This window comes from Cupriavidus sp. 8B, assembly GCF_054589115.1.
Genome location: NZ_BAAILO010000369.1, coordinates 1 through 10,905 on the forward strand (window position 1 = coordinate 1; position 10,905 = coordinate 10,905).

At 64.9% G+C, this 10,905-nt stretch carries 10 protein-coding genes and 1 pseudogene; 4 read left to right on the plus strand and 7 right to left on the minus strand.

Features of this window, described 5'->3' with window-relative positions; translation table 11 throughout:
- Positions 1-87: 87 nt before the first annotated feature.
- Together ACYP5B_RS34270 and ACYP5B_RS34275 are read left to right on the plus strand one after the other, a co-directional pair.
- Positions 88-609, plus strand: a pseudogene (locus tag ACYP5B_RS34270) (aminotransferase class I/II-fold pyridoxal phosphate-dependent enzyme); the annotation flags it as partial.
- Between the two features lie 419 nt (positions 610-1,028).
- Positions 1,029-1,841 carry a MetQ/NlpA family ABC transporter substrate-binding protein gene (locus tag ACYP5B_RS34275; RefSeq protein ID WP_318234693.1) on the plus strand — a complete coding sequence of 271 codons (813 nt, stop codon included), beginning with the start codon at positions 1,029-1,031 and terminating at the stop codon, positions 1,839-1,841.
- A gap of 8 nt (positions 1,842-1,849) precedes the next feature.
- Here the strand turns inward: ACYP5B_RS34275 and ACYP5B_RS34280 are convergent, their stop codons facing one another.
- Together ACYP5B_RS34280 and ACYP5B_RS34285 are read right to left on the minus strand one after the other, a co-directional pair.
- The gene (locus ACYP5B_RS34280; RefSeq protein WP_400098436.1) at positions 1,850-3,217 is read right to left on the minus strand and encodes a type II toxin-antitoxin system HipA family toxin; all 1,368 of its coding nucleotides are present in this window, start codon (positions 3,215-3,217) and stop codon (positions 1,850-1,852) included.
- A complete protein-coding gene (locus ACYP5B_RS34285; RefSeq protein ID WP_400098434.1) occupies positions 3,214-3,510 on the minus strand; it encodes a helix-turn-helix domain-containing protein in 297 nt (98 codons plus the stop codon). Before ACYP5B_RS34285 ends, ACYP5B_RS34280 begins: the two co-directional genes overlap by 4 nt.
- Before the next feature lie 501 nt (positions 3,511-4,011).
- Here ACYP5B_RS34285 and ACYP5B_RS34290 point away from each other — a divergent pair.
- Entirely contained in the window at positions 4,012-5,820 is a 1,809-nt protein-coding gene (locus tag ACYP5B_RS34290; RefSeq protein WP_459572593.1) for a methyl-accepting chemotaxis protein, read from the plus strand.
- Between the two features lie 69 nt (positions 5,821-5,889).
- On the opposite strand, the gene ACYP5B_RS34295 is transcribed toward ACYP5B_RS34290, so the two are convergent.
- Positions 5,890-6,729, minus strand: coding sequence for an SDR family NAD(P)-dependent oxidoreductase (locus tag ACYP5B_RS34295; RefSeq protein WP_459572594.1), 840 nt, complete (start codon positions 6,727-6,729; stop codon positions 5,890-5,892).
- Positions 6,730-6,850: 121 nt separating this feature from the next.
- Between ACYP5B_RS34295 and ACYP5B_RS34300 the strand changes: the two genes are divergently transcribed.
- Complete coding sequence (locus tag ACYP5B_RS34300) at positions 6,851-7,804, plus strand: GlxA family transcriptional regulator (protein WP_459572595.1); 954 nt, start codon at positions 6,851-6,853, stop codon at positions 7,802-7,804.
- A gap of 66 nt (positions 7,805-7,870) precedes the next feature.
- Here ACYP5B_RS34300 and dmpG read toward each other — a convergent pair whose 3' ends face one another.
- From dmpG to dmpH, 4 genes are all read right to left on the minus strand, one after another.
- A complete protein-coding gene (gene dmpG / locus ACYP5B_RS34305) occupies positions 7,871-8,911 on the minus strand; it encodes a 4-hydroxy-2-oxovalerate aldolase (protein WP_400098426.1) in 1,041 nt (346 codons plus the stop codon).
- Between the two features lie 20 nt (positions 8,912-8,931).
- Entirely contained in the window at positions 8,932-9,879 is a 948-nt protein-coding gene (locus ACYP5B_RS34310) for an acetaldehyde dehydrogenase (acetylating) (RefSeq protein ID WP_459572596.1), read from the minus strand.
- A gap of 49 nt (positions 9,880-9,928) precedes the next feature.
- The gene (locus ACYP5B_RS34315; RefSeq protein ID WP_459572598.1) at positions 9,929-10,162 is read right to left on the minus strand and encodes a 2-hydroxymuconate tautomerase; all 234 of its coding nucleotides are present in this window, start codon (positions 10,160-10,162) and stop codon (positions 9,929-9,931) included.
- Between the two features lie 4 nt (positions 10,163-10,166).
- Positions 10,167-10,905, minus strand: a 739-nt coding sequence (gene dmpH, locus ACYP5B_RS34320) for a 2-oxo-3-hexenedioate decarboxylase (RefSeq protein WP_459572599.1), incomplete at its 5' end; no start/stop codon positions are given.

Here is a 10,905-nt window from a genome sequence, read left to right on the forward strand (position 1 = left end):
ATCCACGAAGGAGAGCGGGCACAGGGGCGACGCTTCGCGTCGCGCGCTATCCCTCACCGGCCGGAAGGCCGATGTTTCCCGCGCGAACTGATGAATCCCACCAACGACGTGCTGGAGCAGCGGCTGGCCGCGCTCGAGGGCGGCGTGGGCGCGCTGGCGCTGGCCTCCGGCATGGCGGCCATCACCTATGCCATCCAGGCCATCGCCGAGCCCGGCGACAACATCATCTCGGCCAGCCAGCTCTACGGCGGCACCTACAACCTGTTTGCGCACACGCTGCCGCTGTCCGGCATCGAGACCCGCTTTGCCGATGGCCGCAACCCGGCCGCCTTCGGCGACCTGGTGGACGAGCGCACCAAGGCGATCTTCGTGGAGTCGGTGGGCAACCCGCTGGGCAATATCGTCGACATCGAAGCCATCGCCAAGGTGGCGCACAGCCACGGCATCCCGCTGATCGTGGACAACACCGTGCCCTCGCCCTACCTGTGCCGGCCGTTCGAGCACGGCGCGGATATCGTCGTGCACTCGCTCACCAAATACCTGGGCGGCCACGGCAACAGCGTGGGCGGCGCCATCGTCGACAGCGGCAAGTTCCCGTGGGCCGAGCACCCGCCCTCTCCCCCGGCCCCTCTCCCACAAGTGGGGAGAGGGGAGCAAACCCGGCGTATTTGCCGAAGCCGCCGAACGGGCCAAAGTCTGTGGTGGATCCGCGAAGCACAAACAAAAACGCCCACCAATGAGGCGGGCGCGAATCCAATTCCTTGGTGGGATTGGAGGAGACGTTTGAATGATAACCGCAATACGGGTTATCCCGCAACTACCCAATTGAAATATGCTTATGCCCACGCCGCAACAGCCGTTTACATCACATAGACGCCTGCAACCCCGCTTCCAGGCATATTCAAGTGCGTTATAAGAGCATGCGCTTTTACTCGTTCCTTGAACGTATGCACCTCCCTACAATAGGCATCCTTGCTTGCCGCCATCCCGGCAAGCCACGATGCACACAAACAATATGGGAGCTATAGATGAAACTGGGTTTCGGAATTCGACTGATTGCCGCGGTGCTCGCGCTCGGCGTTATCCAGACGGCCGGCGCGGCGGATCCTGACAAGAAGGAAATCCGCTTCGGCGCCACCGCTGGCCCTTACTCCGACCAGATCCGCTACGGCATCAAGCCCCTGCTGGAAAAGAAGGGCTACAAGGTCACCATCGTTGAGTTCAGCGACTACGTGCAGCCCAACCTGGCGCTGGCGGATGGCGCCATCGACGCCAACGCCTTCCAGCACGTGGCCTACCTGAAGAAATTCTCCGGCGACCGCAAGCTGCAACTGTCGGAAGTCATCCAGGTCCCCACCGCCCCGATCGGCATCTATAGCCGCAAGCACAAGTCGCTGACCGAAGTAAAGCCAGGCGCGTCGGTGTCGCTGCCTAACGATCCGTCCAACCTGGCGCGCGCCATCGCCATGCTGCAGCAGATCGGCTGGATCACGCTCAAGGCCGGCACCGACCCGATCCGCGCCAGCGAGCGCGACATCGAAGGCAACCCGAACAAGCTCAAGCTGATCCAGCTTGAAGCCGCGCAACTGCCGCGCTCGCTCGACGACGTGGACTACGCCTTCGTCAACGGCAACTTTGCGCTGTCCTCGGGCCTGAAGCTGACCGAAGCGCTGAGCCTGGAGAAGATTCCCGACTACTACATGAACCTGGTTGCCGTGCGCACCGCCGACACCGGCAAGCCGTTCGTCAAGGACATCCGCGAGGCTTACCAGTCGCCGGAATTCAAGGCGACCACGCAACAGCGCTTTGCCGGCTTCCTGCCACCGGCCTACCAGCGCTGAGTTTGACGCTACCCGCGCCCGAATCCGCGTTTGCGCGCTGACACCACCATCGGATGCTCGTCGAAGCTGGCGAGCAGATTGGCTTTCTGGGTGTCGGTGAGTTGCGATTGGGCGATCATGTCCGGCCAGTCCCGCACGGCCGCAAGAACCGTGCGCTGGATTGCCGCGGCAGCCGGCTTTTCAACCAGGCCAAGGTGAGCGCAAAATTCCCGGACGGTCGAGGGTGTTAGACTGGGCTTTGCCGTCTTGCCCTCCTGCGCCGGCCGGGCCTTTCCCTTCGGTTGACCAGCCAGGTCCGGTGGCACGATCAACAGAGCGTGCCCGGTTCGGCGCTGATAGGCGCTGTACGCCACGATGTCATAAGCGGGTGACAGGCTTGGCGTCTTGCCGTCTCTGTAGATCACCCCCAGGTTCTTCAAGTGCATGTCCGGGTTGCCAAGCAGCTCGTTGACGGTCATCCGGCGCAGCAGCTCGTGCACCGCAGGCTCCCCCAGCGACAGTTCATTCAGCATGACCGCGGCAATGTCGAGGTAGCTGAGAGTGTATTTGTCCTCGGGCTGCACATCCATGATCTGCGCAAAATCTTCCACGTGAAAGCGCGCGCCCGGCGCCCGGTCAAAGCGCGTCACCGCGAGGAAGTTCGTCTGCTGCCCGGCGTCGCCAAGATCGTAGCCGTGCGCAACCGTGAGCTTCTCCAATGGCTCGAGCTTTGCCTCGCAGGTGGTGACCCCCGCGGCAGCGGCCAGGCGCAGCGAGAGTTCTTCCAGCTCAGGCAGGCGCGGGTAGCCCACCACCGGCAGCTTGGCAATGATGTGGGTGTCATGCATCCTGGTGCGCCCGACGTACCGATCGCCATCCTTGATGACCCCCACTTTCGGCTGAACGCCCGACACCGATACCCCGTCGTCCATGGGCTCCTCGGTCACGCTCATCTCCAGCGAGTCCGCATCCTGGGTCACCAGGTGGGTCAGCTGCTCGCGCGTGAGCGTCGCGGGGTAGGCGTAGACGTTCCCGGGAAGGTCACGCCCGCATCCGGCCAGCATCTCGAAGTGGTCTTTCGGGTCGCATCCGCGTACCGCCGCAACATGGTCGCGAAATACGCCTTCTGGCAGCAAGCCCTGGAAGAACGCCGGCAGGAGCCAGCCATTCCTGTTGGAGTAGCGGCCGTTGAAGAGGCTTGAACCAACGTTTGCCCACAGCGCGCGCTGGGCATTGGGGTCGTCGGCCAGCATGGAAAGGGACAGCGTCGGGGCGCCGGCCTGCCGCGCGAAATCCTCGTCCGCCACGAAGCGCAGGATGGGCTGGTCCTCGCCGTACTTGAAGAGGACGCCAAGACGCTGCTCACCTAGGGAGATAGCCAGCGCCTTGATATTCATGACCGGCGGGCGCGCAGCCGTTCGAGCGCGGCCTGCACCTTGGTCGGCACGGCCGGTGGCGGCGTCTGCTCAGGAAACATGGATGTGGCTTCTTTCGGCACCAGCATCAATTCGAGCCCAAGGCGGTCGGCCACGGCGAGCAGCGTCGATACCTTGAAATCCTGGGAGCCGGTCAGGACATGCTGAAGCGTCCGATAGTTCACGCCGGCATCATCCGCCAGTTTCGTCTTGCGGTACTGGGTAGTCGATGTCCTCTTGGAAAGGGCCTCTGATACGTCGTTGACCGTTTTCATTGCCAATACTAAGGTGCAATTTATTCAGATACTTGCACTTTAGTTCCGCACTTAAGGATGGTCAACGATGTATTGCATTAGTGGACATATTTATACATAAATTGTACCTTAATACAATACAAAACATCACAAAATGCCTATAGCGGCACACAATCGAGGCGCCGCCGCTCCATGGCCTACCCTGCCTGCAGACAGTAGATGCGGCCGCGCTCGATGAGCAACAGCGTATTGCGGACGCCTTTACCAGCCAGAAGATCCTGCCACGCAAGGTGCCGGCGCTGCGTTGCCGTGCTCCCCTCTCCCGCGCGCGCATCCGGATATCCGAACATCCAGATTGCGCTTTGCCCGGATATCCGAGCGGCGTTCTTCGCACTTTACAAACAGGCTGCCCACCCGTCCTAAATTCCCCGGCAAGACTGCCGTAATAGCGAACCAGCACCCTTCGCCCCCAATCGCTCCAAGGCTATCCGCCCGACGAGCCAAACAGAGATCAATCCAATCATGCTGTCCTCCCTGCGCGCGCGCATCGTGGCTCTATCCGTGGCAATCGTCGTGGTGGCACTCATTGCCAATGCCGTTCTCAATCACGTGGTGGCCAGCTCGTACAGCGACGACGCCATCGACAGCAACCTGGCCGCCGTGCAGAACGGCCACGTCGGCGCCATCGCCGACTGGGTGGCAAGCCACGTGCAGATGATCAACTCGCTGCAAGACGCGGCAACGCAGCCCGAAACCGACGCCGCCATCGCCGCGCTAAAGCAGGTCAGCAGCGCCGGCGGTTTCGTCATGACCTACATCGGCTTTCCCGACAAGACCCACCGATTCTCCAAGACCGAAGGCCTGCGGCCCGACTACGATCCCACGTCCCGCCCCTGGTACAAGCAGGCCGTGGCCGCCGGCAAGCCGGTGGTGACGCCGCCCTACGTGGCCGCCAGCAGCGGCAAGCTGGTCGTGACCTTCGCCGTGCCCATCCTGCGCGACGGCGCGCTCAAGGGCGTGGTGGCCGGCGACGTGTCCATGGACAGCGTCATCGCCAACATCAAGGCCATCCACCCCACGCCCGCCAGCTTCGGCGTGCTGGTAACAAAGGACGGCAAGATCGTCGCCCACCAGGACGACAAGCTCACGCTCAAGCCCGTGACCGACTTGATGCCTGCGCTTGCCATCGACAAGCTCGCCGCGCTCGAAAGCGCCAAGGCGCCGTTGCAGGTCGATGTGGACAATGCGCCCAAGCTGCTGCGGGCGCGCGGCGTGCCCGGTACCGACTGGATCGCCGTGATTGCGCTGGACAAGGGCGAGGCTACGGCAGGCATGCGCTCCATGTTGATGGCATCGGTGTTCGTGCTGATCGTGATCGCTTGCGTGGCTGCAGCCATCGTTGCTGGGGTGACTGCGGTTTCGTTCCGAAGGCTGTCGCTGATTCGGGACGCCATGCGGGACATTGGTAGCGGGGATGGTGACCTGACGCGTCGCCTGCCAGCCAATGGAACCGATGAGGTGGCGCAAATTGCGCAGGCGTTCAATGCGTTCGCCGAGAAGCTGGTTAGCGTGATGCGGCAGATTCGGGATGCTAGCTCGTCTGTACATGCTGCAGCCGACGAAATCGCTGCGGGCAATATCGACCTCTCGCGGCGCACTGAATCTGCTGCGGCGAGCTTGGAAGAGACTGCGGCGTCGATGGAACAGATCACTGCGACTGTGAGCCAGTCTGCCATGTCGGCCAGGCAGGCGGATGCGTCTGCGATTGCTGCCTCTCAGGTAGCGGGAAATGGTGGCGCCGCCATTGGCGATGCCATTCACACGATGAGCGAGATCGAGCGGGCCTCGGTAAAGGTGTCCGACATCATCGGCGTGATCGAAGGCATTGCATTCCAGACCAACATCCTTGCACTGAATGCTGCGGTGGAAGCGGCGCGCGCGGGCGAGCAGGGCCGTGGATTTGCCGTGGTTGCCGGTGAGGTGCGCGGGCTGGCGCAACGGAGTTCCCAGGCGGCGAAGGAGATCAAGACGCTGATCGAGACCACCGTCGACAGCGTGGTGTCAGGTTCCGGGCAGGTGCGCCGCGCCGGGGAGACGATGAATGCGATCGTCGGGAACGTGGACAAGGTGACCAACATCATTTCCGAGATCACGCATGCTGCGCAGGAGCAGACTCGGGGGATCCAGGAGGTGAACCGGGCGGTTAGCCAGCTGGATCAGATGGTGCAGCAGAATGCGGCTCTGGTTGAGGAATCTACCGCGGCGGCCGAGGCGTTGCAGGGTCAGGCGGGGGCGTTGGCAGGCGTGGTGGGTCAGTTCAGGCTGGGGTGAGGTCTTGGGAGCCCATTGCGGGCTCCCGCATCTCACTGTTCCCCCTCGCCCTGAACGACACTGAGTCTCTCAGGCAACCCTGAAGCGCGCGGCCGGCACGCTGCGCGACAGGTTCGGCCCCAGCGCCGCGCGGGCGGCCTCGAACGCGCGCCAGTCGGCGGCATCCGGCAGCGACGGCAGCGTCACCACCTCGCCCTGGTCCAGCCCGGACAGGGCCGCGTCGACCAGGTCGTCCGCGCTCATCACCCAGTCCTGCGGCAGGTTCTCCACCGGGTGGCCGGCCACATCCCAGAACTCCGTGCGGATCGCACCGGGCAGCACGGCCTGCACCCGCACGCCCTTGTCCGCCAGCTCATGCTGCAGCGATTGCGTAAAGGCCAGCACAAAGGCCTTCGAGCCACCGTAGACGCCGTTGAGCAATTCCGGGGCGAGCGCCACGATCGAGGCGATGTTGATGATCGTCCCCTTGCCGCGCGCCACCAGGCCATGCGCGGCGGCGTAGGTCAGCCGGGTCAGCGCGGTGACGTTGAGCGCGATCATCGCGGCCATCTTGTCGGCATCGGACTGGAGCAGCGGCGCCGCCGCGCCAACGCCCGCGTTGTTGACCAGCAAGGTGATGCTGGCGTCGGTGCGCAGCAGCGTCTCCAGGCGGCGGACGTCGGCGTCAGCCCCCAGATCGGCGGTAACGATCTCGATGGAGCGGCCTGTCTCGCTGGTCAGGCGTTCCGCCAGCCTGGCGAGCCTGTCGCGGTTGCGGGCGACCAGGATCAGGTCGTAGCCGCGCCGGGCAAGCCGGTCCGCATAGACGGCGCCGATCCCCGAGGACGCGCCGGTAATCACGGCGGTGCCTTGGTGCGAGGTGTTAGCCGAGGTTGCCGAGGTTGCCGAGGTTGCTGTAGCTGCGGTCATTTTCGTTCTCCGATGTTGCTGCCGGCCCGATGCCGGTCATCACGGAACGAAGATTAGGTGCATAATCGAGTGGCATCAATGTCATAGATACCACCTTTTGTGCCATCGGCAGGAGTTAGCCATGCTGCGTGTCGGAATCGTCCTTTATCCCGGCTTCCAGGTCATGAACCTAGGCGTCACCAGCGTCCTGGAGTTCGCCAATCTCACCGCGGCCAAACCGCTCTACGAGGTCCACCTGCTGTCGGAGCAAGGCGGGCCGGTGCCCACCTCGGCAGGCTTCTGCGTCACTACGCAGGCGCTCGGCGACCGCGCGTTCGACACGCTGCTGGTGGTGGGCGACAACGATATCCAGCAGGCGTCGCCCGGCCTGGTCACGTTCCTGCAAAATGCAGCGCCCTGCACGCGGCGCATCGGCGCCACCTGCACGGGCGCCTTCCATCTCGCCGAGGCTGGGCTGCTGGATGGCCGCAGGGCTACCACCCACTGGATTTACGCCGCCCGGTTCCGGCGCGCGTATCCCGCGGTCAGCGTGGAGGAAGACCGCATCTTCATCATCGACGGACCGGTCTGGACCTCCGCCGGCATGACCGCCTGCATCGACCTGGCCTTGGCGCTGGTCGAGAAAGACGCCGGCGCCGAAGTGGCGCGCCAGGTCGCGCGCAAGCTCGTCGTCTATCATCGCCGTGCCGGCGGACAATCGCAGTTCTCGGCGCTGCTCGAGCTTGAGCCCAAGTCCGATCGCATCCAGTCCGCGCTCGCCTTTGCCCGTCAGAACCTGCACGCCGAATTGTCGGTCGACCAGCTGGCGCAAGCGGCGCACCTCAGCCCGCGCCAGTTCAGCCGCTCCTTCCGCGAGGAAACGGGACAGACCCCGGCCAAGGCGGTGGAGCATCTGCGCATCGAGGCCGCGCGGCTGATGATGGAGTCCGGGCGGCATCCGATCGATGTGGTGGCGAGAGAGACCGGCTTTGGCGACCGCGAGCGCATGCGGCGCGCTTTCCTGCGGGCGTTCGGACAGCCGCCGCAGGCGATCCGGCGCATGGCGCGCGGGGAGGAGGAGCCGGCGCAGGCTTGATGGCCGGTGCCATCCTCCGCTTAACCATCATGCCCGGCACCACCGCGCCACGCCGCCTTGCCAGCATCAGGCAGCGATCTTTGCCTGCGCCTCCCGCCGCGCCACCAGGTCTAGCGCCACGTCCACGATCATGTCTTCCTGCCCACCCACCATGCGGCGCTGGCCCAGCTCCACCAGGATATCCACGGTCTTCAGTGCATAGCGCCCGGCGGCTGCCTCCGCGTGGCGCAGGAAGCTGGAGTAGACGCCCGCGTAGCCAAGCGCGAGGGTCTCGCGGTCCACGCGCACCGGGCGGTCCTGCAGCGGCCGCACGATCTCGTCGGCGGCGTCCATCAGCGTGTAGAGATCGCAGCCGTGGTTCCACCCGAGCCGGCTGGCGGCGGCGATGAACACTTCCAGCGGCGCGTTGCCAGCACCCGCGCCCATGCCGGCGAGGCTTGCATCGATGCGGTCGCAGCCCTCTTCCACCGCCACGATGGAGTTGGCCACGCCCAGGCTCAGGTTATGGTGCGCATGCATGCCGGTCTGGGTTTCCGGCTTCAGCACGTCCTTGAAGGCGCGAAAGCGGTCGCGCACATCGTTCATGTTGAGCGCGCCGCCCGAATCCACCACGTAGACGGTCTCGGCGCCATAGCTTTCCATCAGCCTGGCCTGCTGCGCCAGCGCGGCGGGCGTGGTCATGTGGCTCATCATCAGGAAGCCCACCGTGTCCATGCCAAGCGCGCGCGCGTACTCGATATGCTGGCGCGATACATCCGCCTCGGTGCAGTGCGTGGCCACGCGAACCACGCGCGCGCCGGCGTCGAACGCGGCGCGCAGGTCGTGCACCGTGCCCACGCCGGGCAGCAGCAAGGTGGCGACCTTGGCGTGGCGGACGGTCTCGGCTGCCGCCGCAATCCACTCAAGGTCCGTATGCGCGCCGAACCCATAGTTGAAGCTGGAGCCGGCCAGCCCGTCGCCATGCGCGACTTCGATCGAATCCACCTTGGCGGCATCCAGTGCCGCGGCGATGCGGCGCACATCGTCCAGGCTGTACTGATGGCGGATGGCGTGGCTGCCGTCGCGCAGCGTGACGTCCGAGATATAAAGCTTCTTGTTCAGATCCATGTCTATCTCCTTGTGCACGGTCAGGCGGCTGCCAGGCTGGTCTCGGCCAGGCGCTCCGCGCAGGCGAGTGCGGCGCTGGTCATGATGTCGAGGTTGCCCGCATAGGCCGGCAGGTAGTGGGCGGCGCCCTCCACTTCCAGGAAGATCGAGGTCTTGAGTCCGCTCATCCGCCCCAGCCCCGGGATGTTCAGGGGGGCGCACGGATCGATGCGCTCGAACTGCACCCGCTGCTTGAGGCGGTAGCCGGGCACATAGGCCTGGACGGCCTTGGCCATGGCTTCGATGCTGGCCTCGATGGCCGCCTGATCGGCGTCCTCGGACAGCGTAAACACCGTGTCGCGCATCATCAGCGGCGGTTCGGCCGGATTCAGCACGATGATGGCCTTGCCGCGCGCCGCGCCGCCCACGGAGCAGATCGCCTGGCTGGTGGTCTCGGTGAATTCGTCGATATTGGCGCGCGTGCCCGGCCCGGCGGACTTGCTGGAGATCGAGGCCACGATCTCCGCGTAATGCACCTTGGCCACGCGAGACACCGCCGCCACCATCGGGATGGTGGCCTGGCCGCCGCAGGTCACCATGTTGATATTGCTTGCCGCGAGCTGCTGGTCCAGGTTGACCATCGGCACCACGTACGGCCCGATCGCGGCCGGGGTCAGGTCGATCACCTGGATGCCGTGCTGCTGCAGGATCTTGTCGTGATGCGCGTGGGCGCCGGCCGAGGTGGCGTCGAAGGCGATGCGGATATCGCCAAAGCCGGCCATCCTCACCAGCCCTTCGATCCCCTGCGCCGTGGTCGGCACACCCAGCCGGGCGGCCCGGGCCAGGCCGTCGGAGGCGGCGTCAATGCCAACCATCGCGCCCATCTCCAGGTGCCGGCCGTGGCGTATCACCTTGATCATCAGGTCGGTGCCGATATTGCCGGAGCCGATGATGGCTACCTTATGCTTGCCGCTTGCTTTCATGTCCATGCTGGCTCTCCATTGCCGCTTTAGTCCGCTTCCTACGCTCGCGCCCGTTTCAGCGGCCGAGTGCTTTCGCCGTCTTGCCGCCGATGCCGAACTGCGTGTTGGGCACCTCGGTGATCACCACCCGCACTGTCTCGATCGGCGCGCCGATCGATTCCACGGCGGCGTCGGTCAGCGCGCTGATCAGGCGGGCTTTCTGTTCCTCGGTCCTGCCTTCGATCAAAAAAACTTGCATGATGGGCATGGTGTTGCTCCTGTTGCCTTGTTGGCTTGTTCTCTGGCTCATTCGCTTAGACGAACCGCATCGATACCGTCCCCAGGTGTTGGTAGCGCACGGTAATGTTGTCGCCGGCCGCCACCGCGATGGCCTCCGTCACGCCGCCGGTCATGATGAAGGTGCCCGCCGGCAGCTCGCGCCCGCGCGCGCCGAGCATGTTGGCCAGCATGGCCACGCTGCTGGCCGGATGGCCGAGCACCGCCGCGCCGGCGGCGGTGGCGACCACCTCGCCGTTCTTTTCCATCACCACGCCGAGGTTCTTCAGATCGATCCCCTCGGCGCTGCGATGCGTGCCGCCCACCACGAATCGGGCCGACGAAGTGTTGTCCGCGATCACGCTCTTGAGGTCGAAGCGGAAGTTCTCGTAGCGCGAGTCGATCACCTCCACCGCCGGCAGCACGAAGTCGGTGGCGGCCAGCACGTCGCCGATATGGCAACCCGGCCCCTTGAGCGGATGCTTGAGCACGAAGGCGATCTCGGCCTCCACCTTGGGGTGGATCAGCGACGCGGTGTCGATGGCGCCGCCGTCCATGCAGGCGCCGTAGTCGGTCAGGAAACCGTAGACTGGATCGGTCACCCCCATCTGGCGCATCTTGGCAAACGAGGTCAGCCCCATCTTGAGGCCGGCAATGCGGGTGCCGCGCGCTTCCTTGCGCGCCCGGATCGCGTCCTGGATGGCGTAGGCGTCGTCCCAGTCCATGTCGGGATGGCTGTCGGTGATCTTGCGCACCGGCTCGCGGTTGCGCTCGGCG

Bases quoted from the DNA above. Each gene is read 5' to 3' on its own strand.
- ACYP5B_RS34300 (WP_459572595.1), top strand. From the start codon at position 6,851: ATGCTGCGTGTCGGAATCGTCCTTTATCCCGGCTTCCAGGTCATGAAC.
- ACYP5B_RS34280 (WP_400098436.1), bottom strand. From the start codon at position 3,217: ATGAATATCAAGGCGCTGGCTATCTCCCTAGGTGAGCAGCGTCTTGGC.
- dmpG (WP_400098426.1), bottom strand. From the start codon at position 8,911: ATGGATCTGAACAAGAAGCTTTATATCTCGGACGTCACGCTGCGCGAC.
- ACYP5B_RS34285 (WP_400098434.1), bottom strand. From the start codon at position 3,510: ATGAAAACGGTCAACGACGTATCAGAGGCCCTTTCCAAGAGGACATCG.
- ACYP5B_RS34275 (WP_318234693.1), top strand. From the start codon at position 1,029: ATGAAACTGGGTTTCGGAATTCGACTGATTGCCGCGGTGCTCGCGCTC.
- ACYP5B_RS34310 (WP_459572596.1), bottom strand. From the start codon at position 9,879: ATGGACATGAAAGCAAGCGGCAAGCATAAGGTAGCCATCATCGGCTCC.
- ACYP5B_RS34315 (WP_459572598.1), bottom strand. From the start codon at position 10,162: ATGAGCCAGAGAACAAGCCAACAAGGCAACAGGAGCAACACCATGCCC.
- ACYP5B_RS34295 (WP_459572594.1), bottom strand. From the start codon at position 6,729: ATGACCGCAGCTACAGCAACCTCGGCAACCTCGGCAACCTCGGCTAAC.
- ACYP5B_RS34290 (WP_459572593.1), top strand. From the start codon at position 4,012: ATGCTGTCCTCCCTGCGCGCGCGCATCGTGGCTCTATCCGTGGCAATC.